The sequence below is a fragment of the Paenibacillus sp. JT22N15 genome, assembly GCF_059383755.1.
In genome coordinates, this window is the sequence record NZ_JBXENV010000030.1 from 1 (window position 1) to 25,892 (window position 25,892).

Here is a 25,892-nt window from a genome sequence, read left to right on the forward strand (position 1 = left end):
CGTTTTTGCTTGAAATATAGGAAAGGATATGATTTCGTTATCCTTTCTCTATATTTCTCGGAATGAAACGCGCCGCGCTGCCAAAGGGCGGCGACAGCCGTTTCACCTTGAATTCTAAGAATTTATAAGTTTCATCCTTATATCCGCTTAGAATTCTAGGGCAAAGCTCTTCGCACGTCCCAGAAAGACGACGAAGTCGTTTTTGCTTGAAATATAGGAAAGGATATGATTTCGTTATCCTTTCTCTATATTTCTCGGAATGAAACGCGCCGCGCTGCCAAAGGGCGGCGACAGCCGTTTCACCTTGATTGGAAATCAGAAGTTGATTCCCGCTATTCTCCTATGGTATATTGACAGTTCGTTTTCCCACTATATTCTTAGGAGGTAACTGGCTGATATGACGGTTCAAAGTGCCTATCAAGAAGAGCAAGAGCGTCTGGCACGCTCGCTTGAAGAAATACAATCACAGCTAAGCGCGATAGGCCCGCGCTACACAGGCGATGATTTTACGGAGCAAATGCTCGATTTGCAACGAGAGGAACGGAAGCGGGGGCTGGAAATTGCTTTCCGCGAGCCGTATTTTGGAAGAATTGATTTTCAGGAGCTGCCGGGTGACGCTAAGCAGGAGCTCTATATTGGCAAGGCAGGCGTAGCTAGAGAGGGCGGCAAGGAGCTAATCGTTATTGACTGGCGTGCCCCAATTGCCAGCTTGTTTTATTCTTTTACAGGCGGTGAAGCGGCGATTACCTATGATTCTCCTGATGGCGAAATCGAAGGGATCGTCTATTTAAAGCGCAATCTGATGGTTCGCCAGGGCGAGCTTGTAAGGATGGTAGACAGCTTCACCCGTGGTCAGGAAGAAGAATCGGTCACCGACGAGTTTTTGCTCTATCGACTGGGTGAAAATAAAGACAATCGGCTCAGGGATATCGTCTCGACGATCCAGCAGGAGCAGGATGCGATCATTCGTTCAGGACGGAGCAAGGCGCTGTTTATTCAGGGCGTGGCGGGAAGCGGCAAGACGACGGTAGCGCTGCACCGGCTCGCTTTTTTGCTCTATCAATATGCCGATCGGATGCGGGCGGAGCGTATGGTTATTTTTGCGCCTAACCGCATGTTTCTCGAATATATTTCCGGCGTGCTGCCGGAGCTGGGCGTAGGCGATATTCAGCAAACGACGTTTGCCGACTGGGCGCTGGATCTATTGGAGCTTGAAGTGCGAATGGATGATAAAACCGATACACTAGAATATTGGTTTGAGCATTATCGCAGCGCGGGGGAAATTGCGGAGGCGCCCGGACGCTTGAAAGGCTCGCTTGATTTTAAGCAGGCGATTGACGAGCGGCTGGAGCAGCTTGAACAAAGCATCGTGCCTTTGCAGCCATTTGAGCCTGTAGACAAGCTGGTGCTTATGCCGGAGCAAATGCTTGAATGGTATCGCACCGATTATGGCGAGGAGCCGCTGATGCGCAAGCGCGAGCGATTCGTCAGCCGCATTCGCAGATGGCTGGAATCCGAGCTGAAAATGCGCGGTATTCATGATAAAAAAGTACGGGCCAAGGCGTTAACCCGCTTAAATGCATTAGCGAAAAAAATTCCGGCCTACACCGCGCCGAAGCTATATGCGTCCTTCTTCCAAGGCAAGCAGGCGATGAGCCTGGTGCCAAAAGCAATAGCGGCAGCAACGGCTGCCCGTCTGAAAGCGGGAACGATTGCGCCAGAGGATTTGGCGCCGCTCGCCTATATTCATTTGCGCCTGTTTGGGTTGCAAACAGCGCCCTATGACCATATCGTCATTGACGAGGCGCAGGATTATTCGCCGTTCCAACTGGAAGCGCTGCGCCTTTGCCAGCAAACGCCGTCATTGACCGTGCTGGGCGACTTGCAGCAGGGCATCCACGCCTATGCAGGCATTCATAGCTGGCAGGAGCTTACGGCGCTGTATGACGAAGAACAGACCGGATTTTTTGAACTGAACCGCAGCTATCGTTCCACGATGGAAATTATCGCCTTCGCCAATCGGATTCTTGGTGCAATGGGAGCGGGTGTCAAGGCAGCAGTACCTGTATTCCGGAGCGGAGATGCCGTGGAGCTTGCGCCAGCACAGCCAAGCGAGTGGATGGGTATGCTGGAGCAAACGGTTCGAGAATGGCAGGCAGACGGCAGCTATCAGACGATCGCGGTAATTGGAAGAACGACGGAGGAATGTGCCGTTATCCATGCGGCTTTGAATGCTGCGGGGGTGGAAGCATCACTCGTAGAACGAGGACAGCCTGAATACAGCGGCGGCTTGTCCGTTGTGCCGGCATATTTGTCCAAAGGGCTTGAATTTGACGCGGTTCTCATTGCCGATGCCGGGGCGCTTGCTTATACCGATCAGGACGCCAAGCTGCTATATGTTGGTTGTACGAGAGCGCTTCATAAGCTAAAATTAGTTTATCAAGGCTTGTTTACCACGTTAGTAGCGGACGTTGCGGAAGGCGTGCAAGAATTATGACAGTATTAAGGCATTTTGCCGCAAATTCTTGACTTTAGCAGGCCTTGTAACTAAAATTGCTACAAGATGTATATACCTGTATTTTTTTGAGGAGGATTTGAGCGGTAGTGACGAAAACAAAGAAAAAAGGTTCTAGCAGCAATCAGCAGCAAAGGCAGCAGCCGAAGAAAAATTCGAGCAGCTCGCTTATTTTTCTGACGATTGGTATTTTGGCGGTTATCATCGTCATCGTACTCGGCATTAACAACCAGAACAAGCCGTTTGAATTTGACTATGCCGCAATGCCTGTGCAGGGCAGTGTAGATGCACCTGTCAAAATCGTTGAGTTTGGCGATTACAAGTGCCCGGTTTGCCGTGATTTTTCGCAACAAATCAAACCTCAGCTGGAGAAAGATTACATTGAAACAGGCAAAGCCTCCTTTTATTTTGCGAACTATTCGTTCATCGGCAAAGATTCCGTGACAGCTGCACTCGCGGCGGAAGCGGTCTATCAGCAAAATAATGACGCCTTCTGGACTTATAACCAAGCGATTTATGATAATCAACAGAATGAAAATATCGAATGGGCAACGCCGGAACATTTGGTGCAGCTTGCAAAGGATGCCAAACTTCCTATCGATTTTGATTTGCTGAAGAGCGACATCGAGAACAAAACCTATCAAAAGCAGGTAGACCGCGATAATTCGCTCGTTCGTCCGCTGAATATCGGAGGAACGCCTACCGTCTTTATTAACGGCAAGGCGGTTTCAAGTCTCGATTACGCAACACTCAAATCAACAATCGAGGCAGCTCTAAAATAAGGGGCCTTGATTAAAAAGGAGCCCGGTCAAAAATGACAACGCCACCCTATGAATCGTGGTTGAAACGTTACGCTTTATATTTCGCCTGGATTATTACTTTAGCCGCAACGGGCGGAAGCTTGTATTTTAGTGAAATTAAAGGGTTTCTGCCTTGCGATTTATGCTGGTATCAGCGTATATTCATGTATCCGCAGGTCATCATTTTAGGTATTGCGACGTATCGCGGAGACCGAAATATTGTTAAATACTTACTGCCGATTAATATAATTGGCCTGGCGATTTCCGTTTTCCATAACTTCGAGATTTGGTTTCCGAAGGTGGGCGAGCTGGTGCCTTGCCGCTCTGGCATCCCGTGCAATTTTGATTATTTGAACTGGTTTGGCTTTCTGACGATTCCGATGATGTCCATGATCGCATTTGTGCTTATTATCGTGTTTCTGCTGTTGGCTCGCCAAAGCAATGATCAAGAAGCAAACGAAAACTAGCTGTATTCCCAAGCAAAGCTCCGAGGCTGACAACGCCAAACGGAGCTTTGCTTTTTGCATATTCGGGATGCAGCATAAGTGACAACGCCGTGAACAAACGTCGGACCGATCGTCTAATCTCCTAGCAATCAGCTAGCGAATGAAGGCAAAATGGGGTATCTTAAAAGAAGCGATGTCAAAGCATAAAGAGAGTAGGGAACACCATGATCGAAGTGGAGCAGCAGCTATATAGAGAAGCAGAGCAGTTCATCTTTACCTGTTATGCAGAGCTTGGCAAAAGTGAAGCGGAGGTTGTGCTTCGGCTTGCTGAAATCCGGTCCGAAGTAGAGCGTACAGGTATTTATGAGCATACATATGAAGAGCTCCAGCATGGGGCGAAAATGGCGTGGCGCAACAGCAATCGCTGTATTGGCCGTCTTTTTTGGCATACGATGGAGGTGTTTGACGCCCGTTCGCTGCAGCAGGAAGACGATATTGCAGACGCGATATTTTCGCATATTCGCTATGCGACGAATGGCGGCAAAGTCCGGCCGGCGATTACGATTTTTGCAGCGAAGCAGGAGAAGTACCAAATCCGGCTGTGGAACCATCAGCTTGTTCGTTATGCGGGCTATGAGGACGGAACTGGCGGTGTCATTGGCGATCCTGCATCGCTGTCCTTTACGAAGGCTTGCGAGGCATTGGGCTGGAAAGGTGCGGGAACCAGATTCGATGTGCTGCCGCTTGTTATTCAGAAGCAGGGAGAAGAACCGAAGCTGTACGAGCTTCCGGAAGGGCTGGCGCTGGAAATTCCACTGTCGCATCCGGAGCTGGAGTCGTTTGCGGAGCTGGGCCTGCGTTGGTATGCGGTACCTTTCATTGCAGATATGCAGCTGGAAATCGGCGGAATCTCTTACACAGCAGCGCCATTTAATGGCTGGTATATGGGAACGGAAATCGGGGCGCGCAATTTGGCAGATACGGACCGATACAATCAGCTGCCTGTCGTCGCGAGATTAATGGGATTAGATATGACGACGAATACGTCCCTTTGGAAAGATCGTGCACTGGTAGAGCTGAACACGGCCGTCATTCATTCGTTCAAAAAGCATGGCGCCAGCATCGTTGACCATCATACGGCTGCCGAGCAGTTTACGCGCTTTGAGAAGCAGGAGAAGGAACAGGGACGTGCGGTTACAGGCCGCTGGTCATGGCTTATACCGCCGATGTCTCCGGCAACGACAGCAGTATGGCATCGGAGCTATGATGATACGGAATTAAAGCCGGCTTATTTATATCAGGAAAAGGCGTATACAAGCGGAGGGTCATAAACGTGGATTTTATAATGGAATATTTATCCTTTTTCGTCATTGTTACTGAGGGAGAGGACAGCAGCTCCTCCAAGCGGTACAAGCATTATCAGACACTGGAGGAAGAGGATTATGAAGATAGTGAGATTAAGCGATTTTTGGACGGGGAGTTTGCCCGCATCGTCAAGCGCAAAGTAGAGCGCAACCCGAATTCGGAAAATGCGCCGACTAAGATCGGCCGCTTCATGGTCGAGCCTGGCTATGAGCTGGGCAGCAATCAGAACTATAATTTGTTCCAGCGGCTGCGTGATGCGGACAACAAGGAGCGTTACATTGGCATTGCAGACGAGCTGGTGCATATTTATATGGATACGAGCGCGGTGCGCGGCGGTGCTTTTATTATTGCAAGAGCCAAGCTGAATACTTTTTTTGATGAGCCCTTTTTATTCCTTCTAAAATGTGACTTTGAGCCGAAAATCGCCCGCATCTCCGATGAGCGCAATTTGATTTCGCAAGTGGAAATGGCGATTAGCGCCCGCAGCATCAAGTCGATTCAATATCCGCATATGCCCGAGGAGGGAATATTGGAGCATTGGGAGCTTAAAATTCATCAGGCGTCGCATGCCCGCTATTTTGAGGATTTTCTCAAATACGTATCCTATGAGAAGCCGCTTCCGGAAGTGATGAGCGACCAACTGCTGGACATGGTGCAGCAGTATATGGATGACAAGTGGGAGGGCGTGACGGAGAGCACTGAACGCCACGAGGAAGAAAATGCAATTGAAGTATGGGCTCACAGCGAGAAACGCGATATTCATGAGTACTGGTCACAGGAGCAGGTAACATTGGCATCGGCAGCGCTTGTGGAGCAAAAGCCAGATCTGCCATTCACGTTCAAGCTGGACAGCGTAACGGTTAAGGGTCTGCTGGCCGAATTCGGTACAGCGCTGCATTTTGCCAAGCATAATGGCCGTTATGTTGTCGTCATTGAAGGGGATTCGTTCCAGTTTGATAAAGGGATGTCGCCGATCGAGCTGCTTCAGCCGCCGGATTTGATGGAGCTGCTGCCGGAGATCGGGACGCATAAGCAAGAGAGCAGCGCAATTGAGGATTTGCAGCGTTATGCAGATGATCTAGCGAATGATCCGAATTACGAAGGCGAATAACATTTACAGCCATATTGGCAAGCTATATGGAATAAGCAATAAGGAATATAAAGGAGGAGCAACGATGGAAAAGCTGCTGTTTATTGAAATCGGCATGGGCTGCGACTTGCATGGTCAAGACGTTACGAAAGCGGCGGTACGGGCTGTGCAAAATGCGATTCATCACAATTCGATGCCTGGCCTGCTTGAAATTTTGCCTGGCGGAACGCTGGATGCGATGAAGGTCAGAGTGCGCCTTGCTGTTCCTTGCGACAAGGAGCTGCTGGATATCGAGCAAGTGAAAGCGGTGCTCCCTTATGGGACGGTGACTGTGGAGCTTGTGGACGGCGGCATGCTGACGACAAGCGGCATTGTGCTTCCGGACAAGGCGGACCGCAATGATTTGATCTACATTGTCAATGCATCCGTTGAGGTAGGCTATTAGTCCGAAATTAGTCCATGCTTCTTATAAAAAGCCCGCAGGCAGCTGTAGCTTTACAGCTTGCCTTGCGGGCTTTTTCTTTTCAGCCGAGCCATTTGTAATGATTTTCGCCGTTCATGGAAACAATAGGGCATAGTCCAAAATGGCAGAGGAGATTCGGCATGATTTGGAAGCTGACGGTATTCGTAATTTTGCTTATTTTCACCGCTTTTTTTGTGGCGACTGAATTTGCTGTCGTCCGTTTACGGGCAAGTCGCGTGCATCAGATGGTAGCCGAAGGCGCGAAAAACGCGGCTGCGGTAGAAAAGGTCATTAACAATTTGGACGGCTATTTATCTGCTTGCCAGCTAGGGATTACAATTACAGCGCTCGGACTTGGCTGGCTCGGTGAGCCGACGATTCATGAGGTGCTGCATCCGCTGCTGCATCATTGGGGCGTCGTGGGTGATTTTGCCGATGTGCTGTCCTTTATCGTATCCTTTAGTCTTGTGACCTACTTGCATGTCGTGCTTGGCGAGCTTGCGCCGAAGACACTGGCCATTATTAAGTCTGAGCAAATTAGCCAGTTCACGGCGCCGCTTATCATTTGGTTTTACCGGCTGTTTTTTCCGTTTATATGGGTGCTGAATGGGTCAGCAAATGGGCTGGTGCGATTAGTGGGCTTTAAGCCTGCTACGGAGCATGAAGCCCATTCTGAAGAGGAAATCCGCCTGATTATGTCCGAAAGCTACGAAAGCGGCAAAATCAATAAAAGTGAGCTCAGCTATGTGAATCGGATTTTTGAATTCGACGAGCGGCTGGCGAGAGAAATTATGGTGCCGCGCACCGACATGGTGTGCTTGTATAGCGATAAGCCGCATGAGGAAAATGTTGCGACCATCAAACGCGAGCAATATACGCGTTTTCCAGTGGCACAGGGGAGCAAGGATAATATTATCGGCGTCATTAATACGAAGCAGTTTTTTATGCATTATGTGGATCAGAAGACGACCGAGGTAAGCTCGCTCATGCAGCCGGTCATGTTTATGCCGGAGGTTATGCCGATTAAAAAGCTGCTGCGAACGATGCAAACGGAACGGGTGCATATGTCGATTTTGCTCGATGAATATGGCGGGACATCGGGGCTGATTACGATTGAAGATATTATCGAGGAGATCGTAGGCGAAATTCGCGATGAATTTGATGCGGATGAAGTGAAGGAAATCGACCAGCTAGGGGAGGGGAGGTTCATGGTAAATGGCAATGCGCTCATTAGCGAGGTGAATACAGCGACGGGAAGCCATTTAGAAAGTGAAGAGGTGGATTCCATTGGCGGCTGGCTGTTTAACCGAATGCCCGACCTCCCTGTAGGGGAGGCGTGGACGTTTGCGGAGCTGACATTCATCATTCGCGAGAAAGAGACGCATCGCATTCGCAAAATCGAAATTATCGTCTCCAGTTCGTTATGAGAACCAGCCTGCAACGGTGTTATACAAGCTTTCCAGCCGCAGGAGCAGCTTGTTCATTTTTCGCCCGTGCTGCATAAGGTTAATGGCCCAGTCCCAGTCCACGAGAAAATGAATGACGGTCACGACAATGATGATGAAGACGATAGCGAACGTAACGATAAAGGCGGCTTGCAGCCGAAAATAAAGCAGCAGCCGCTGCGCCAGCTTGAGCATCGCATTTTCATCCGAATGGCCAGCAAGCTTGCTTACCTGTTTCCCTAGCAGGAACAAGACGACGGCGATGCTGATTTCCAGCAGCCCAGCAATCGTTCCGAGGCCAAATTGCAGCAGGCTGGCGAACGTTTGAAACAAGCCGAACAGCATCGTTAGAGCAGCCGTCATTTTTATCCAAAACGAGAGCTTTTTCCATGTGCCGCTTAATTGAGCGGTAATATCCGGTTGCATAATCACTTCGCTCTTGGTGAGCGCGAGCGGGTCGCCTTCTCTTTTATGGAGTGGGCTATTTGGCATGTTTTCTTGTTGATTCAATAGTGCAGGCTCCCTTCTTGGCATACGTTGAAAATATCACACCACTAATACGGAAGGCCCTTACAACTAGTTGCAAAAACCAAGCTTTCGTTGTCGAAAATCTGGGACTTGCTGAGCAAGACTTGGCGGAAGTCATGTGTTACAATAATAGAGTTTATTTGAGATTAGAAATTAGAAATTAGAGATTAGGATGCAGGAGGCAGGAGAATGGTGGATTTATTAAATGCGATTCTGATGGGAATCGTGGAAGGCTTGACGGAGTTTCTACCTGTATCATCGACAGGGCATCTCATTTTACTCGCGGATTTACTTAACTTTACAGGAGACCGTGCGAAAACCTTTGAGGTCGTCATTCAATTTGGAGCGGTGCTGGCCGTGCTGGTGCTTTATCGCAAAAGGTTCTTGAAGCTATTGAACTTCAACTTCTCCAAATCATCCGGGATGAACGCGCTGCATATTGCGCTTGCTATGCTTCCGGCAGGTCTAATCGGTGTCGTATTTCATGGATTTATTAAAGAATATTTGTTTAGTACAACTACGGTATTGGTTGGTCTCGTCGCAGGCGGTATTCTGATGATCTTCGCTGACCGGATTAAGCGGAAAGTAACGGCTGAAGAGCTGGATGACCTGTCGTACAAGCAGGCCCTTGCGATTGGCTGCTTTCAGGTACTGGCGCTATGGCCGGGCTTCTCGCGTTCCGGATCGACGATATCGGGGGGCATGTTTTTCGGGGCGAGCCAGAAGGCAGCTGCAGAATTTACGTTTATCGTATCGGTGCCGATGATGGCGGGAGCAAGCGGAATTGACCTGATTAAAAGCCGTGAATTTCTGACGATGGCAGATATGCCGTTGTTTTTGATTGGTTTCATTACCGCGTTTATCGTAGCGCTCATTGCTGTCGTTACCTTTATTAATTTAATCAAAAAGCTGCGTTTATCTTGGTTCGCCTACTACCGCTTTGCGCTTGCCATCGTGTTTGCTTTTATTATTTTGTAGTCGGTGCCAGGACAAAGCAGCAGCTTAAATCATTAAGAGACTTTCTTCGGCCCTTGGAGGCTGAAGGGAGTCTTTTTTTATGGTTTCGCGGCAAGCGTCTGCGTATAGCTGAATGATCGTGAAAACGCCCGCCTAGCTCCTCCTAGCTGGCGCACGTACTAATGGGGGGCGGCGCCATGCCAGAATAGTTCTACAAGCTCACGCGCCGTTTGCTTGAGTGAAGCTTCATCATTGACAACTTTTTTACGGTTGCGGATGCTCAGCATTGCGGTATAGGCGTGGGCCAGCAGCAGCGGATTGCCTGAAACCAGCTCTTTTTTATCCATTGCCTCTTGAAAAATGTCAGCGAGCAGCTCATGGAGCCGTGATTCTCCGGCACGGATTGATAAAGTTTGCTCCTCTGTGAGGCCTGAAGCCGCTTCGCGCATCATCGTTTCAAAGTCGACATGGGCGTTCGCCATATGCCGTTCAGCGACAATAAGCAGTCGGTCCTTAAGCTCTCCGGGACCGGTAATGATTTTACGCGTTTGCTGATAAGCGATATTTAAGACGAATAAAATCGCCTCGGTAAAAAGCACCGCTTTATTATTGAAATAGTAGTAGACGCTTGCCTTGGTAACGCCGGATGCTTTGGCAACGCCGTCGAGCGATACTTTCTCGAAGCCAAGCTCCATAAATTGATACGATGCCGTAAATAAAATTTTCTCCATCGTTTGAGCGGTGCTGCTGCCTTTTGGACGGCCAGGTTTGCGCTTTTCTTGTTCATTTACCATGTCGTGACCCTCCATGTTCATGTAATTGTAATAAAAGCAGTTGATTAATTAACCTTCGAGTATATATAATTAATTTAGTCTACAAAATCTATTTTAAACCAAATGACTGAAGATGTGAAACGGAGGATGGGAGTAATGCTAGAGAAATTAGGCAGTGCGGTTGCGGGCCGCCGTACACGCTGGATCACCGTAATCGTATGGATCGTGCTTGCAGGGGCTTTAACAATGTGGCTTCCTGCTGTTGGTGGGCAAGAGAAAAATAATGCGCCTAATCTGGAAACAGACAGCCCGTCCGTGCTTGCAGATCAATTAATGAAGGATAAATTCCCGAATGGGGCTGGTGTGCCCGCCCTGCTCGTATGGCATAGGGATGCCGGGCTTACGGAAGAGGATTATGTACTCATTCAGAAAACGTCGCAGCTCCTCAGCGAACAGCCGCTGCCAGAACAAGGAGAATTGCTGCCGCTGCATCAAATGCCGGCTCCTGCGCTCTCAAAGCTGGCATCGGAAGACGGAGGCACGCTTGTTCAACCGATTACATTTGCAGAAAATGCGGATACGGAAATTTTGCGCAGCAATTTGGAGAAATTGCAAGAGCTTGTTAAAGAAGCGGCAGGCGGCACGAGCCCGTTTGACGCAGCAACAACTGGTGTTGACGCGCTGAGTGCAAGAATCAGCGGTCCTGTGGGCATTCAGGTGGACGCATCGGCATTATTCAAAGGAGCGGATGTATCGCTGCTGATTGCTACGGTGCTGATTGTACTTATTCTATTGCTGCTTATTTATCGTTCGCCTATTTTAGCGGTCGTTCCGATTGTAGGCGTAGGGTTCGCTTATTTGGTTACGAGCCCCATTCTCGGCTGGCTTGCATCAGAGGGCTGGATTACAGTAGATGCCCAAGCCATTTCGATCATGACGGTGCTGTTGTTTGGTGCAGGCACAGACTACTGCCTGTTCTTTATTGCACATTTCCGCCAAGAGCTGGAGTGGGAAGGCAATAAGATGACGGCGCTCAAAATCGCTTTCCGTGATGCATCCGGAGCGATTGCGATGAGCGGCTTCACGGTCGTTCTTTCCTTGCTGGCGCTGCTTGCCGCCAAATATGGTGCTTACCAGCGCTTTGCTATCCCATTCAGCTTGTCTATTTTCATTATGGGCATTGCCAGTCTGACACTCGTGCCTGCGCTATTGTCCATTATGGGAAGAGCCTCATTCTTCCCGTTCATTCCCCGCACCGAAGGTATGCAGCAGCAGCGGGCAGAGAAGCGCAGCAAGCCGTTTCGCCCGCGTCGCCAAGGCAGCAAGCTAGGCACAGCAGTAGGAAGCCTGGTCGTGGCGAAGCCTTGGACCGTTGTTATCGCGAGCGTTATTTTTCTCGGTGCGCTGGCTGGTTTTGCTCCACAGGTTAAGTTTACGTATGATTTATTGTCTTCCTTTCCGAAAGATATGCCGTCGCGTGAAGGTTTTGATACGATTTCAACAGCTTTCACACCAGGCCAATTGGCTCCTATAACCGTGGCGGCTCAAACCGATGGCAAGCCAGTGGAGCTTGTCGCCAGCCTTTCGGATATGGATCTCGTTGATTCCGTATCGGAGCCGGTTCAAAGTGAAGAGGACCCGAATTTGCAGTCCGTTCAGGTTACGCTAAACATTAATCCTTATTCACAGGAGGCCATGGATCTGGTTCCGCTGCTTCGCGGAGCGGCGGAGGAAGCATTGGATAAAGTAGGAGTTTCGGATGCGGAGTCTAAAGTGTGGGTAGGCGGACAGACAGCAACGCAGCATGACTCCCAGCTGTTGACCGATCGGGACAATAAAGTTATTATCCCACTCGTTATTGGGATGATTTTAGTGCTGCTGATTGTCTATTTGCGCTCCATCGTTGCAGCCCTTTATTTAATCGCCACCGTGTTATTGTCATTTGGCTCTGCTTTAGGCCTCGGCTGGATTGTATTGCATTATGGGATGGGGGCAGAAGCGATTCAAGGAGCGATTCCGCTGTACGCCTTCGTGTTCCTCATTGCTCTTGGCGAGGACTATAACATTTTTATGATCTCGAGCATTTGGAAGAAAAAAGCGAAAATGCCGCTCAAGCAAGCCATTCGTGAAGGTGTCGCAGAGACTGGCGGCGTCATTACGTCCGCAGGGTTGATCCTTGCTGCTACGTTCGCAGTGCTAGCGACGCTGCCTATTCAGGTATTGGTGCAGTTCGGCGTAATTACAGCGATTGGTGTGCTGATGGATACGTTCATCGTGAGACCGTTCCTCGTGCCGGCCATTATAACGCTGCTTGGCAATAGAGCCTTCTGGCCGGCTAGGGCAGAGCTAGTGGGAGAAGAACAAAGCAAGTCTGGCAAGCATAGGCAAATCGTTTAAATCGCATTATTATTTGCAGCAGCAAAGCGCCTTTCTGTCTGGTCGGCATGACCAGGAGGGAAAGGCGCTTTTTATTTTGCTGCTAATATATGTACAGGTGTGAAAATTCCATAGGCCAAGCTTCCGTTCTGGGCGCACAGGAATAAAATGAGGGGAAACGAAAAGCGCAAAGGAGGTTCGCCAAAATGAGAAAGAGGTTCCTTCGTCTAATATTTATCGTAGTCCTGTTTATTGGAATAAGCCTCTGGAGTTCCGCATCGCTATCCGTGTCCGCAGCAGATGTCTGTACTCCTGCAAATAATGAGCAGCAGACGAATGCTGCCGCCTCATCGCCAACCGACTCCCCCTGTAATGAACATGCGGGTCATGAGGCTCCAGATCCGGCTGCAACCGCTCCCGGGGATCAGTTGACCGATGAGCAGGCCGGGTGGCTGCTTACAGGTGTCATTGCTTTATTTCTCATTATCGTCGTCATATGGCGCCAGCATGCTTTCAAGTCGAAGCGTTAGCTGCCAAAGGAGTGGCGCAGCTTAATGATAGGGCTGCATCGTTATGCCGCAGACGCGAACAATAGCCAGCGTGCATTTTAGCTATCTGCGGCCTCATGTTTTATTTTTCTATTAAATGATGGACAAGCTTAATGATAAGACGAAATGCAACCGTTTGGACGCATCTGCCGTATAAGTAATGCTCTGTGTAAGACAGGCGGAAAGGAAGAGATTAAACATGGCCATTCGTTCAGGAAAAAGCATACTTTTAATCATTGGAATGTTATTATTAGGAGGATGCTCGTTATTTGAGGAAGCCAAGCAGACGGTCAATTCCGTATCAAACTCGGCCGAATATGTGACGGGAGCAGCAACGTACATGCAGACGCTGACAAATTTCAGCGAGCAGGCGACGCAGCTTGCGGAGCAAGCCGTAAATGATGCGAGTGCACGCGCTGATTATAAAGAACAGCTGGTAGCTGTGCAGGAGTCCATCAAGCAGTTTGGCGAGCTGCACGCGCCGGATTTTGCCAAGGACGTCCATCAGTCCGTGGTCGATTATAATTTGAAGCTGCAGGAAAGCATTGATGCGGTGCTGAAGCAGATCGAAGACGGCAAAGCATTGATTGACGCAACGGAAATTCCAAATACGATTAACAAAATCAACGAGCTGTTAAATCAAGTGAATCAACTTCAGCAGCTGGTATCGTAACGGTAAAGAGAGGAAGAGTGGAAGATGAAAGTAAATATTTTGCATGCTAGCATGACGAACTCCAAGGAATCCGGTTTCGTAGGCAAGGTTCATTTTGAAGTAGAGGGCCAGACGAACCAATACGAAATTACCCTTCATAGCCGCAAGGCGACAGAGTGGGGCTACGGTTTGTTTTTTCTGAATGAATCGGGCAAGGAAGAAGATCTTTTGGCGGTTGAGGATGAGCTGGAAGAGGACGATGAACTGTTTGATTCCCTCGTGAATGCAGCTTGGGAAACGCTTGAGAAGAAATAAATAGCTCCGGTAAAAAATAGAGCTGGTGTCAGCCTGGACATGCTGTCCGTGCTTGCGCCGGCTCTATTTGCGCCAAGGCTGATGGCATAAACGCACTTGTCGATCATACAATCTAATGTTATCATTAAGATTACAATTTAATAGGAAGGGAATAAGTGTCAGCAGGCGCCAAAGCGCCCAAGTTGACTTAATAGGGAAGTCGGTGAGAGACCGGCGCGGACCCGCCACTGTATGAAGCGTCCTAACGCTTCAAAGCCAGGAGACCTGCTTATTTCAACGACACTGTAAACCTACGTGGATATTAGGAAGGTGTTAGAGATTGGATGGCCCTTCGCTGTCTGCGTTTAACAAGGACATTGGTCTTTTCAAGCATTTCTAACACATATCGTTAGAGGTGCTTTTTTTGTTGGATAGAAATTGTAAATTGCTACATAGAAGGAGTTGGGCATCAATGAGTGAAGCAGGCGTCGGCAAGCTGTTAATTATCGGATTCGGCCCAGGGAGCTTCGAGCATATTACGAAACGCGCCCGTGAAGCGATTCAGGAGAGCGATATTGTCATCGGCTACAACACGTATGTCGACTTGATTCGGGAGCTAATCAGCGATCAGGCGATTGTGCGTACGGGGATGACAGAGGAGGTCAGCCGGGCGCAGGAAGCGGTGCGCCAAGCGGAGAACGGCAAGAAGGTAGCCGTTATATCAAGCGGCGATGCGGGCGTATACGGCATGGCAGGACTCGTGTATGAGGTGCTGATTGAGAAAGGCTGGAAGCGTAATGGCGGGGTAGAGGTTGAAGTGATTCCCGGCATTTCTGCCATTAACTCGACAGCATCCCTGCTTGGCGCGCCGATAATGCATGATGCTTGCACGATCAGCCTGAGCGATCATTTGACGCCTTGGGAGCTGATTGCGCGCAGGGTAGAAGCGGCCGGACAAGCGGATTTCGTCATTGCGCTTTATAACCCGCGCAGCGGCAGAAGAACGCGGCAAATCGTGGAGACTCAGCGGATTTTGCTCAAATACCGCTCGCCAGATACGCCGGTAGGCATTGTGAAAAGCGCGTACCGCGACCGTGAAGACATTGTCGTGACGACGCTTGCCCGTATGCTTGACCATGATATCGGCATGCTGACAACAGTCGTCATCGGCAACTCGACGACCGTCAATTATGACGGGCTAATGATTACGCCGCGCGGCTATCAGCGCAAATATACGCTTGGCGAAGGCGCGCAGCCTTTGAAGCCCCACCAGCGTCTGCAAGAGAAGAATGAGCCGTGGGCGCTTCATACGGCAGGAATGCCTGAGCTTCCAGCGGACGGGGGCTATCGTGCGGATGAATATGACGCGACGGACCAGCTGCTCGAGCGGGAGGAGCCGCAGGCGGTTGCGCCAGATGAACCGAGAAATGATAATGGACAGGGCGGCGGAATGGCGGTTGCAGTAGCCCCCCCGGTTGCGCCCGTGAAGCCGACCCCAGCCCCAATAAATACAGCCGTTTCAATGAGGGCAGAGGCTGCCCCGGCACCTGCAGTATCGCCTCTGCATTTGGCGATGGAAGCGGTTCTCCTGAATGATCGCAGCAAGGGGATCGAGCCTAGTGCGGCGTTTGGCGCAGTATCGAGCCCTATGCCTGTGTTTGCGCAGCAATCGGTACTTGAGTTTGCCGTAAGCCCAGGTGTCGCGACAAAAAACTTCACGCCCCAGCAGCTCGTAGCATTGGCGCAGGCTGTTGGCGAGAAGGGTTCGATTGAATATACGCCGCATCATCATTTGCTGGTGCGGATTCCAACATCGGACCCGGACAGTGTGACGGCGAAGCTGCGCGCGGATGGGCTCAGCCTAGCTCCAATCGGTGATGTACTGCAATTGAAGGCTTGCGATTTTTGCAATCTGGAGAAGGCGGAATCGGTGCCTTATGCCGATGAGCTGCAAGACAAGATCGGCGGCATGGCAATGCCGAAGGAGCTGCGTGTCGGGTTCAATGGCTGCGGCATGGCATGTTATGGCGCAGTTAACGAGGATATCGGCATCGTGTATCGCCGTGGCAAATTCGATTTGTTCCTCGGCGGCAAAACCGTCGGCCGCAACGCGCATGCCGCGCAGCCGGTTGCCGAAGGCATTGCCGTCGACGAAATCGTGCCACTGATTGAACGCATTATTGCGCTTTATAAATCGGAAGGCCATCCGAATGAGCGCTTTCATAAATTTTTCAAACGAATGGGTCAAATAGAAGGCTATCGCTATCAGGAGCTGCCTGTTTTTCATATCGAAGACGCTTTGTGCGGAGACTAGCGACAGCAAGGGAGATGAAGGAAGATGGATGCGGTTTTGTTTGTAGGGCACGGAAGCCGGGATGAGAGAGGCAATGAAGAGGTACGCGAGTTTGTCGCCTCTGTAGCTTCAACACTGAAAGCAGATTTGGTAGAGCTGTGCTTTCTGGAGTTTGTCACGCCGACGATGAAGCAGGGCTTTGATATTTGCGTATCAAAAGGGGCGACCCGGATCGCCGTCATTCCGATTACGTTATTTTCGGCAGGGCATGCAAAGCTGCATATGCCAGCAGCAATTGATGAGGCAAAGCTGCGTTACCCAGCTGTAAATATTATTTATGGACGGCCAATTGGCGTCCACGATCAGGTGCTGGAAATTTTGACCTCCCGCCTTGGCGAAGCGGTTGCCGCAGAGGAAAGCGAGCTTGCGGATACGGCCATTTTGATCGTCGGCCGGGGCAGCAGCGATGCGGATGCGAACAGTGAGCTATTCAAAATTTCCCGCTTGTTCTGGGAGCGTCTAAAAGTGAAATGGGTCGAAACCGCCTTTATTGGCGTTACGGCACCTTTGATGGATGAAGGAGTAGAGCGCTGCCTCAAGCTGGGCGCGCGCAAAGTCATTATACTGCCTTATTTCCTGTTTACCGGTGTCTTAATTAAACGGATGGAAGCGGCGATGGAGCAATATACGGCTGCATATCCGGATACGGAATTTGTGCTTGCAGAATATTTCGGCTTCCACCCGCTGCTTAAAGAGATTTTGAAAGACCGCGCAGCAGAAGCGCTGCAGGACGAAGTGAAGATGAACTGCGATATGTGCCAGTTCCGCCTGCAAGCGATGAAAGATCATGACCATCACCACCACCATGATCACGATCACGACCATCACGACCACCACCATGATCATCATGATCACGACCATGGTCATGAACACCATGCACACGACCACGGCCATGACCATCGTCACGATCATGATCACCATGCGCATGATCACGAGCATCATGAGGGCCATACGCACGAGCATAATCATGACCAACATGACCATGATCACCACGAGCACGAGCATCTTGAAATCGGTGAGCTTGCTGCCGATGATGCCAAGGAAGATTCGCAGAAGAAAAATGATCCGTCCAAGGCGGCTACGCTTGTCGGGGAGGGTTAAGCAATGATTTTTATGCTATGTGGAACAAGCGATGCGAGGGAGCTCGCCGTGCAAATTAAGGCGCAGGGCTATAGCGTGCTGACTTCGGTTGTGACCGACAGTGCGGCAAGCAGCTTGAAGGAAGCCGGACTTGACGTGCGAGTAGGTCGGCTGACCGCAGACGAGATGGCCGCTTACCTGAAGGAAAATCAGGTACAGGCTGTCGTTGATGCCAGCCATCCTTTTGCCGAGGAGGCGCATCGCAATGCGATGGCGGCGGCCGAGCAAGCATCGGTGCCATATATTCGCTATGAGCGCGAGAGCCTGACCTTTGATGGACAGCCGCTGATTCAGTATGCGGATGATTATGCCGAAGCAGCCGAAATGGCGGCTGCCAAGGGCGGCGTCGTGATGCTGACGACAGGCAGCAAAACGCTCCAGGTTTTTACCGAGCGTCTGCTAGGCTTGCCTGACGTTACGCTAATCGCCCGTATGCTGCCGCGCCTTGACAATATGGAGAAATGCGAAGCGCTGGGACTGCCGCAAAAGCATATCGTTGCGATGCAGGGTCCATTTTCCAAAGCGCTCAACCGCGCTCTTTATGAGCAATTCGGCGTGACGCTGATGATTACGAAGGAGAGCGGCAAAGTTGGCTCTGTGGACGAGAAGCTGGAAGCTGCGCTTGAAATGGGTATTGAGACGATTATTATTGGGCGCCCTAAGCTTGCCTATGGGCATGTTTTTTCGCGCTTTGACGAAATAAGTGATACATTAAAGGAAATGTTGAAATAAATAAACGTTAGATCAAGATTGAAGGAGCTGAGCGAAAAACATGGATTTTATGACGGATTTTAAACCGCTTACTGTACAGCCGCAGGAAATTGAAGCACGCAGCTTTGAAATGATTACCGAGGAGCTTGGGGAGCACCCGTTCACGGATGAGCAATATGCCGTTGTCCAGCGCGTTATTCATGCTTCGGCAGACTTTGAGCTGGGGCGCAGCATGATGTTCCATAAGGATGCGGTTCAGGCGGGCATTAAAGCGATCCTTGCGGGCAAGCCTGTCGTTGCCGATGTGCAGATGGTTCAGGTTGGCATCAGCAAGCCGCGCATTGAGAAGTTTGGCGGCGACGTGCGCGTATACATATCGGATGCAGATGTAATGGAGGAGGCGAAGCGCCTCAATACGACGCGGGCGATTATTTCCATTCGCAAGGCGATTCGTGAAGCGGACGGCGGTATTTATGCGATTGGAAACGCACCTACGGCGCTGCTGGAGCTAATTAGACTGGTGAAAAATGGCGAAGCCAAGCCTGGCCTTATCGTTGGCGTGCCTGTCGGCTTCGTATCGGCAGCAGAATCGAAGGAGGAGCTTGCCAAGCTGGACATTCCGTTCATTACGAATCTCGGACGAAAGGGCGGGAGCCCGGTTGCCGTGGCTGCGGTTAACGCGATTTCCCTGCTGGCAGAGCGCCAAGTGTAAAAAGCGTGGACAAGAAAGAGGATAAGCCGCTTCGCCATGGCTATACGACAGGCTCGTGTGCGACTGCCGCGACGAAAGCGGCGCTGACAGCGCTGATTTTGCGCGAGCAGCAGACCGAGTCGGAAATTGTGCTGCCGATTGGCGAGCGGGTCACTTTTACCATTGTAAGCTGTGAGCTGACCGGAGATTCCGCAATAGCAGAAGTTATTAAGGATGGCGGCGATGATCCGGATGCTACGCATGGCGCGAGCATTTTTTCGGAGGTCAAATGGCATGACGGCGAAGGTGTTTTGCTAGATGGCGGCATTGGGGTTGGACGGGTAACGAAGCCTGGCCTGCCCGTGCCGGTTGGCGAAGCCGCCATTAATCCGGTGCCGCGCCGCATGATTCATGAAGCGGTGGAAGAGGTGCTGCGCTGCTTCGAGCTGGAGGGGCGGGGCGTAAGCGTCGTCATTTCTGTGCCGGAAGGCGAGCGGATCGCGCTCAAAACGTTAAATGGGCGCCTCGGCATTTTAGGCGGAATTTCCATACTCGGGACGAGAGGCACCGTTGTGCCATTCTCGACCTCAGCATATAAAGCGAGCGTCGCGCAAGCGATTAATGTCGCAGCCGTCAGCGGCTGCGACCATCTTGTTTTATCGACAGGTGGCCGAACGGAAAAGTTTGGGATGGAGCTGTATCCCGATTTGCCGGAGGAGGCTTTTATCGAGATGGGCGATTTTATCGGCTTTTCGCTGAAAATGGCCCGAAACAAGCATATTCGCAAAGTAACGCTAGTCGGCATGATGGGCAAGTTTTCGAAGGTGGCACAGGGCGTCATGATGGTGCATTCCAAAAGCGCGCCTGTCGACTTTGGCTTTCTCGCTGAAATAGCAGAATATGCAGCTGTTCCCGAAGGCCTTGTGGAAGAAATTCGCGGCGCGAACACCGCCTCACAGGTTGGAGATATGATGCAGGAGCGCGGCATCGATGCTTTTTTCGAACGGATGAGCGAGCTGTGCTGCTATCACAGCAAGAAGGAAGCTGGCGGGCAGCTTATCGTCGAGACGGTCATTATATCGATGAAAGCCCAGCTGTTAGGAAGAGCTGAACAATAGCGTTTTTAAGCTGCATTTAAGCTGCACGGCAGCAAAGGATCGGGGGAGATAGAGCTTGGGGAACAAAATCAAAATGATCGGCATTGGCGATGACGGAGCGTCAGGCTTGCCGTCGCTTTATGAAGGCTGGATTCAAGAGAGTGAAGTACTAGTTGGCGGCGAGCGCCATTTAGCCTTTTTTCCACAATATGCGGGCGAGAAAATGGTCATTAAAGGCGGCCTGGCTGACCTGGCAAAGCAGCTGCAGGCGGAGAGCAGACGGACGGTCATTCTCGCTTCCGGCGATCCGTTGTTTTATGGCATTGGCGGTTATTTGGCCGGCAAGGTGGAGCTGGACATTTATCCGGCGCACAGCTCGGTGCAGCTTGCATTTGCGCGAATGGGCGAAAGCTGGCATGATGCGCTGCTGACAAGCGTTCACGGCAAGAGCATCAAGGGGCTGGCGCAGCGTATCGACGGCAAAGCGAAGATTGCGCTGCTGACCGACGATAAGAACAACCCCAGCGTTATTGCCCGCTACTTGCTCGACTTTGGCATGACTGAATATAAAGCTTTTTTGGCTGAAAATTTAGGTGGAGCGGATGAGCGCACGGGGTGGTATGAGCTGGGCGAGCTTGCGGAGGCGGAATTTTCTCCGCTGAATGTATTGATTTTGAAGCGTGTAGGGCCGAGCCCTTCGTGGCCGCTAGGTATTGCTGATAGCGAATTTGCCCAGCGGAAGCCGGACAAAGGGCTAATTACCAAACGTGAAATCCGCGTGCTTAGCCTTGCGGCTATGCAGCTCAGGGAGACGAGCACGGTTTGGGATATTGGAACGTGCACAGGCTCCATGGCGATTGAGGCTGCACGGATTGCCCGCCAAGGCGATGTATATGCCATAGAGAAGAACGAAGGCGATCTTGCCAATTGTGTGGAGAATGCCCGGAAATTCAGAACCGACCTGACGACGCGGCTGGGACGCGCGCCTGTTGGTCTGGACACATTCGCTGATCCCGATGCTGTATTTATCGGCGGCAGCGGCGGCGAGCTGCGCGAGCTGCTGCATATTTGCTGCACGCGGCTCAAGGAAGGCGGACGCATCGTCGTGAATGCGGCAACGATTGAGACGATGGGCAAAGCGATGAGCGCTTTTGAGGATGAAGGCTTTAAAACCGATATTACGCTGGCGCAGCTGTCGCGCAGCAAACCGATACTCGATTTGACGCGTTTTGATGCGCTTAATCCGATTTTTCTAATTACGGCTTGGAAGCAGCCAGAGACACTCACCGAGGAGGAAAGCAGCAATGACTAAGCTCGGCAAATTATATGGAATTGGAATTGGACCAGGGGACCCGGAGCTGATTACGGTTAAAGCTTTTCGGCTTATGAAGGAATGCCCGGTTATCGCGTACCCGCGTAAAAAAATGGGCGCCAAAAGCTACGCGCTGACGATAGCTGAACTGTATGTAAATGCAGCGGAGAAGGAAATGCTCGGACTGACCTTTCCGATGACGAAGGATCGCGAATCGCTGGAGCGCCAGTGGGAGAAGACGGTGCAGCAGGTATGGCAGCCGATTAGCGAAGGCCGCGATGTGGCGTTCGTTACGGAAGGCGATCCGATGATCTACAGCACCTATATCCACCTGATGCGGCTTATGCGCGAGCGCCACCCAGAAGTGGAAATGCAGGCGATTCCCGGCATTTCTTCGTTTAATGCGTCGGCTTCCCGCCTTGGCATTCCGCTTGCCGACGGCGATGAGCATGTGGCGATTGTTCCGGCAACGCCAAGCTATGAAGCGATGCGTACGGCAATTGAGCGCCATGACTGCGTCGTATTCATTAAAGTGGCGAAAGTGCTGGACTTGATGCTGACCGTATTGCGCGACCTGAAGCTGGTTAAGAACGCTTATGTGTTGACGAAGGTTACATCATCCGAGGAGCAGGTATGGATGGATGTCGAAGAGCTGCAAGGGCGCGAGCTTGAATACTTGACATTAATGGTGGTGAGAAAATGATCGTACATATTATTGGAGCGGGTCCCGGCGATCCCGATCTCATTACAGTAAAAGGCCTCAAGCTGCTGCAAGCGGCAGATGTCGTTATGTATACCGATTCGCTTGTTAATGAAGAGCTGATTGCGAAAGCCAAGCCCGAAGCCGAGGTGCTGAAAAGCGCCGGCATGGATTTGGACGAAATGGTTGGCATCATCGTAGACCGGGTAAAGCAGGGAAAAAGCGTAGCACGCATCCATACTGGCGACCCAGCGATGTATGGGGCTATTTTGGAGCAGATGGTGCTGCTTAAACGCGAAGGCATCCATTGTGAAATCGTGCCGGGCGTTAGCTCGGTATTCGCTGCCGCTGCTGCGGTTGGGGCTGAGCTGACGATACCTGACCTGACGCAAACGGTCATTTTGACACGGGCAGAAGGACGGACGCCTGTGCCTGAGCTGGAGAAGCTGAAGGATTTGGCAGCGCATCGCTGTACGATTGCGCTCTTCCTCAGCGCTACGCTGACGCGCAAAGTGGTGCAGGAATTTAAAGATGCCGGCTGGGAAGACGAGACGCCAATCGCTGTCGTTCGCCGGGCGAGCTGGCCGGATCAATTAATTATCCGCACAACGCTTGCGGAGCTTGACAATGCGATGCGCGAGCATGGCATTCGTGCGCATGCGATGATTTTGGCCGGCTGGGCGCTTGATCCGGAGCTGCACAACAAGGACGCGCACCGTTCGAAGCTGTATGACAAAACGTTCACGCACCGCTTCCGCAGAGGAGTGAAGCCGGAATGAGCGCGATCATTCAGCTGGAAGAAGGCGTCATCCCGGAAATTCGCCAGAAGCACGAATATGCGGTAGTTGCGATTACGAAGCATGGCGTGCAGACAGGCAGACGGCTGCTGGAAAATATGGGCGCAGTCGACTTGTATTATATGGGCAAATTCGAAGCAGGCGATGAACAAAGCCGCGGCATTCAGCTGTTTAATGGCTCGGTGCGCATGCTGTTTCCTGCATTGTTTCCGAAATATAAAGGAATTATTTGTATCATATCGCTTGGCGCAGTTGTGCGAATGATTGCTCCATTGCTGCAGGACAAGAAGAAGGACCCCGGCATCGTCGTTATTGATGATAAGGGGGAGCATGTCATCAGTGTGCTGTCCGGCCATCTCGGCGGAGCGAATGAGCTGACGCGGGAGACGGCAGCAGCTATTGGCGCGCGTCCAGTGCTGACGACGGCATCGGATGTACAGCGTACGCTGCCAGTCGATTTGTTCGGGCGGCGCTTTGGCTGGGAGTGGGAAAGCGATGCAAAGCTGACACCTGTCAGCGCTGCTGTCGTCAATGAAGAGCCCGTTGCCATTGTGCAGGAGTCAGGCGAGCGGAACTGGTGGATGCATGATACACCGATGCCTCCTAATCTAGTTATTTACGACTCCATTGCCGCAGCGGAGGCGGCCGCGCCTAATGCGGCGCTCATAGTCACGCACCGCCTGTTGGAGGCAGATGAGCAGAAGCTGCTGGATAACGGCGTGCTTTATCGTCCGAAGGTGCTGGCGCTTGGCGTGGGCTGCAATCGGGGAACGCCAGCAGAGGAAATCGAGGCGGTTATCGTTTCTGCTTTGGAAGGCATTCGGGCTTCGATTCGGAGCGTCAAGGCGATTTGCACCATTGATCTCAAAAAGGATGAAGAAGGTCTGCTTGCGGTATGCGCCAAATACGGCTGGCCGCTGGTGACGTATACGCCTGCGGAGCTGAACGAAGAGGAAATCAGCGAGCCCTCCGAAACGGTATTTAAATTTACTGGAGCTTACGGAGTAAGCGAGCCTGCGGTAAAGCGTTATACGAAAAACAATGAGCTGCTGCTGGGCAAGCAAAAATCCGGCAATGTCACGATTTCAATTGGGCTTATTCCATTCGCATAAGCCGTGCAGCACTGCTTTTTTTAAAATATAGGAAAGTATATGATTGCTCGATCCTTTCTCTATATTTCTCGAATGAAACGCGCTGTGCCGCTAGATAGAGGACGGCGACAGCCGTTTCACCTTGCCACAAGTCCTTAAAGAAAGGAATTCACACGTTATGACGATAGCAACGCAAAAAAGAATCATTATTGCCGGAACGGGCAGCGGAGTTGGCAAAACGACGACTACCGTCGGGCTGATGGCTGCTTTAGCGCGCAGAGGACTAGCGGTACAAGGCTTCAAGAGCGGGCCCGATTACATTGATCCGACCTATCATACGGCGGCGACAGGACGGCAGTCACGCAATCTGGACAGCTGGATGTGTCCGCCCGCTACGGTGAAGGAAATATATTCGCGTGCTGCGAGCACGGCGGATATTTCAATCATTGAAGGTGTGATGGGCTTATATGATGGCAAAAATCCGCTTTCGAACGAAGGCAGCACCGCTGAGCTTGCCGTGCTGCTGGACTGTCCCGTGCTGCTGGTCGTCAACTGCCAAAGCATGGCTCGCAGTGCGGCAGCCATTGTGAAGGGCTTTCAGGCGCTGGATGACCATGTGCGCATCGTCGGCGTCATTGTGAACAAGGTGGGCAGCGACAGCCATTATGAGATTGTGAAAGCGGCCATCGAGCAGGAGTGCGGCATTCCAGTCGTCGGTTATTTCAAGCGCAGCAGCGAGCTTCATATACCTGAGCGTCATCTGGGCTTAGTCCCTTCGATTGAGCGGGGCGAGCTGTCGCCGTTATTTGACCAGCTGGCGGCGATGTGCGAAGCGTCGGTTGATCTTGAACACGTGCTTGCGCTAGCAGAAGCGCCGGTCATTCGTGGAGCAGCAGCGGGTACTTCCTTATTCGAGAGGAGAAATCCCGAGGGCAGCGTGCGAATGGCGGTTGCCAAGGACGCGGCGTTTCATTTTTATTATCCGGATAATCTTGAGCTGCTGGAGGCGTATGGTGCCGAGCTTGTATACTTCTCGCCGCTTGCAGGGGAAGCTGTGCCGGATGAAGTGTCGGGCTTGTATATTGGCGGAGGCTTTCCAGAGGAATTTGCCGAGCAGCTGGCGCAGCAGCAGCACGTTCATCAGTCGGTGCAGGACGCTATTGCTGGCGGCATGCCGACGCTTGCCGAATGCGGCGGTTATATGTATTTAACGGAGCAGCTTACCGATACGAGCGGCAATAGCTATGCGATGGCCGGCGTGCTGCCAGGAAGCGTAGTCATGCAAGGCAAGCTTGCCGCGTTAGGCTATCGGGAGGCAAAGGGGCTGGGCGCTAATTTTCTGCTGCCGGAAGGCGACGAGGCGCGTGGACATGAATTTCATTATTCGGTTTATGTGCCCAGTACCGATAGTGAAGGACTGGAGCCGGCCTACGAGACAAAGGGCAGACGCGGCGTGAAGCAGGAAGGGGCGCAGCTCGCGCAGCTGGTCGCAGGCTATACGCACTTTCATTTTGCCTCAAATCCGCTGATGGCAGAGCGCTGGATTGCTGCATGTATGGCCTATGCTGCCCGTAAAGCATAATTTGCGCTGAAGCGCTTACGCTTTTTGGAAATATAGGAAAGGATATGCTTGTTCCATCCTTTCTCTATATTTCTACGCGAAACGGAAGCTTTGCCGCCAGAGGACGGTGACAGCCGTTTACGCTTAAATATAGGAAAGCATATGATTTCCCGATCCTTTCTCTATA

General features: G+C 51.3%; 24 protein-coding genes and 1 riboswitch. Of the genes, 22 read left to right on the forward strand and 2 right to left on the reverse strand.

Annotation, left to right across the window (positions count from 1 at the left end; translation table 11 throughout):
- Positions 1–397 precede the first annotated feature (397 nt).
- The 7 genes from AC50X8_RS32055 to AC50X8_RS32085 all read left to right on the forward strand — a co-directional run bounded on the left by AC50X8_RS32055 (position 398) and on the right by AC50X8_RS32085 (position 8,106).
- On the forward strand, positions 398–2,497 hold the full coding sequence (locus AC50X8_RS32055) for a HelD family protein (protein WP_494883655.1): 2,100 nt from the start codon (positions 398–400) through the stop codon (positions 2,495–2,497).
- Positions 2,498–2,604: 107 nt separating this feature from the next.
- Positions 2,605–3,297, forward strand: coding sequence for a DsbA family protein (locus AC50X8_RS32060; protein ID WP_056037992.1), 693 nt, complete (start codon positions 2,605–2,607; stop codon positions 3,295–3,297).
- A gap of 32 nt (positions 3,298–3,329) precedes the next feature.
- The gene (locus AC50X8_RS32065; protein WP_056037989.1) at positions 3,330–3,782 is read left to right on the forward strand and encodes a disulfide oxidoreductase; all 453 of its coding nucleotides are present in this window, start codon (positions 3,330–3,332) and stop codon (positions 3,780–3,782) included.
- A 206-nt stretch (positions 3,783–3,988) separates the two neighbouring features.
- A complete protein-coding gene (locus tag AC50X8_RS32070; RefSeq protein WP_494883674.1) occupies positions 3,989–5,092 on the forward strand; it encodes a nitric oxide synthase oxygenase in 1,104 nt (367 codons plus the stop codon).
- Positions 5,093–5,094: 2 nt separating this feature from the next.
- Positions 5,095–6,237, forward strand: a complete 1,143-nt coding sequence (locus AC50X8_RS32075; RefSeq protein WP_081418922.1) for a DUF3900 domain-containing protein — start codon at positions 5,095–5,097, stop codon at positions 6,235–6,237.
- Between the two features lie 64 nt (positions 6,238–6,301).
- A complete protein-coding gene (locus tag AC50X8_RS32080) occupies positions 6,302–6,661 on the forward strand; it encodes a Lin0512 family protein (RefSeq protein ID WP_056039034.1) in 360 nt (119 codons plus the stop codon).
- Between the two features lie 158 nt (positions 6,662–6,819).
- Complete coding sequence (locus AC50X8_RS32085; RefSeq protein WP_494883661.1) at positions 6,820–8,106, forward strand: hemolysin family protein; 1,287 nt, start codon at positions 6,820–6,822, stop codon at positions 8,104–8,106.
- Here the strand turns inward: AC50X8_RS32085 and AC50X8_RS32090 are convergent.
- Entirely contained in the window at positions 8,101–8,616 is a 516-nt protein-coding gene (locus tag AC50X8_RS32090) for a hypothetical protein (protein WP_494883663.1), read from the reverse strand. The two genes, AC50X8_RS32085 and AC50X8_RS32090, sit on opposite strands and share 6 nt — an antisense overlap.
- 225 nt (positions 8,617–8,841) lie before the next feature.
- Between AC50X8_RS32090 and AC50X8_RS32095 the strand changes: the two genes are divergently transcribed.
- Positions 8,842–9,630 carry an undecaprenyl-diphosphate phosphatase gene (locus tag AC50X8_RS32095; RefSeq protein ID WP_099520601.1) on the forward strand — a complete coding sequence of 263 codons (789 nt, stop codon included), beginning with the start codon at positions 8,842–8,844 and terminating at the stop codon, positions 9,628–9,630.
- Between the two features lie 158 nt (positions 9,631–9,788).
- On the opposite strand, the gene AC50X8_RS32100 is transcribed toward AC50X8_RS32095, so the two are convergent.
- A complete protein-coding gene (locus AC50X8_RS32100) occupies positions 9,789–10,403 on the reverse strand; it encodes a TetR/AcrR family transcriptional regulator (RefSeq protein WP_056037982.1) in 615 nt (204 codons plus the stop codon).
- Positions 10,404–10,538: 135 nt separating this feature from the next.
- Between AC50X8_RS32100 and AC50X8_RS32105 the strand changes: the two genes are divergently transcribed.
- The 14 genes from AC50X8_RS32105 to AC50X8_RS32170 all read left to right on the forward strand — a co-directional run bounded on the left by AC50X8_RS32105 (position 10,539) and on the right by AC50X8_RS32170 (position 25,726).
- Positions 10,539–12,779, forward strand: coding sequence for an MMPL family transporter (locus AC50X8_RS32105; RefSeq protein WP_494883665.1), 2,241 nt, complete (start codon positions 10,539–10,541; stop codon positions 12,777–12,779).
- Between the two features lie 185 nt (positions 12,780–12,964).
- Positions 12,965–13,288 (forward strand): hypothetical protein, encoded by a 324-nt coding sequence (locus AC50X8_RS32110; RefSeq protein WP_056037977.1) that lies wholly within the window; start codon positions 12,965–12,967, stop codon positions 13,286–13,288.
- Between the two features lie 259 nt (positions 13,289–13,547).
- Positions 13,548–13,979 (forward strand): DUF6376 family protein, encoded by a 432-nt coding sequence (locus AC50X8_RS32115; protein ID WP_494883667.1) that lies wholly within the window; start codon positions 13,548–13,550, stop codon positions 13,977–13,979.
- 24 nt (positions 13,980–14,003) lie between these two features.
- Positions 14,004–14,273: a hypothetical protein gene (locus AC50X8_RS32120; protein ID WP_046233152.1), complete on the forward strand. Its 270-nt coding sequence runs from the start codon at positions 14,004–14,006 to the stop codon at positions 14,271–14,273.
- A 136-nt stretch (positions 14,274–14,409) separates the two neighbouring features.
- Positions 14,410–14,559, forward strand: a riboswitch (cobalamin riboswitch).
- 165 nt (positions 14,560–14,724) lie between these two features.
- Positions 14,725–16,566 carry a precorrin-3B C(17)-methyltransferase gene (gene cobJ / locus AC50X8_RS32125; protein ID WP_494883669.1) on the forward strand — a complete coding sequence of 614 codons (1,842 nt, stop codon included), beginning with the start codon at positions 14,725–14,727 and terminating at the stop codon, positions 16,564–16,566.
- A 24-nt stretch (positions 16,567–16,590) separates the two neighbouring features.
- Complete coding sequence (locus AC50X8_RS32130; protein ID WP_063892602.1) at positions 16,591–17,706, forward strand: sirohydrochlorin chelatase; 1,116 nt, start codon at positions 16,591–16,593, stop codon at positions 17,704–17,706.
- Positions 17,707–17,709: 3 nt separating this feature from the next.
- A complete protein-coding gene (gene cobK / locus AC50X8_RS32135; protein WP_494863911.1) occupies positions 17,710–18,477 on the forward strand; it encodes a precorrin-6A reductase in 768 nt (255 codons plus the stop codon).
- 40 nt (positions 18,478–18,517) lie between these two features.
- A complete protein-coding gene (locus AC50X8_RS32140) occupies positions 18,518–19,168 on the forward strand; it encodes a precorrin-8X methylmutase (protein WP_056037965.1) in 651 nt (216 codons plus the stop codon).
- 5 nt (positions 19,169–19,173) lie between these two features.
- Positions 19,174–20,265 carry a cobalt-precorrin-5B (C(1))-methyltransferase gene (locus AC50X8_RS32145; RefSeq protein WP_056037963.1) on the forward strand — a complete coding sequence of 364 codons (1,092 nt, stop codon included), beginning with the start codon at positions 19,174–19,176 and terminating at the stop codon, positions 20,263–20,265.
- Positions 20,266–20,338: 73 nt separating this feature from the next.
- Complete coding sequence (cbiE, locus tag AC50X8_RS32150) at positions 20,339–21,556, forward strand: precorrin-6y C5,15-methyltransferase (decarboxylating) subunit CbiE (protein ID WP_494864015.1); 1,218 nt, start codon at positions 20,339–20,341, stop codon at positions 21,554–21,556.
- On the forward strand, positions 21,549–22,259 hold the full coding sequence (gene cobI, locus AC50X8_RS32155) for a precorrin-2 C(20)-methyltransferase (protein ID WP_046233157.1): 711 nt from the start codon (positions 21,549–21,551) through the stop codon (positions 22,257–22,259). The genes cbiE and cobI overlap by 8 nt, the downstream gene beginning before the upstream one ends.
- Complete coding sequence (gene cobM / locus AC50X8_RS32160) at positions 22,256–23,035, forward strand: precorrin-4 C(11)-methyltransferase (protein ID WP_046233158.1); 780 nt, start codon at positions 22,256–22,258, stop codon at positions 23,033–23,035. The genes cobI and cobM overlap by 4 nt, the downstream gene beginning before the upstream one ends.
- The gene (locus tag AC50X8_RS32165; RefSeq protein WP_056037960.1) at positions 23,032–24,165 is read left to right on the forward strand and encodes a cobalt-precorrin 5A hydrolase; all 1,134 of its coding nucleotides are present in this window, start codon (positions 23,032–23,034) and stop codon (positions 24,163–24,165) included. Before cobM ends, AC50X8_RS32165 begins: the two co-directional genes overlap by 4 nt.
- 157 nt (positions 24,166–24,322) lie before the next feature.
- Entirely contained in the window at positions 24,323–25,726 is a 1,404-nt protein-coding gene (locus tag AC50X8_RS32170) for a cobyrinic acid a,c-diamide synthase CobB (RefSeq protein WP_494883672.1), read from the forward strand.
- Positions 25,727–25,892 lie beyond the last annotated feature (166 nt).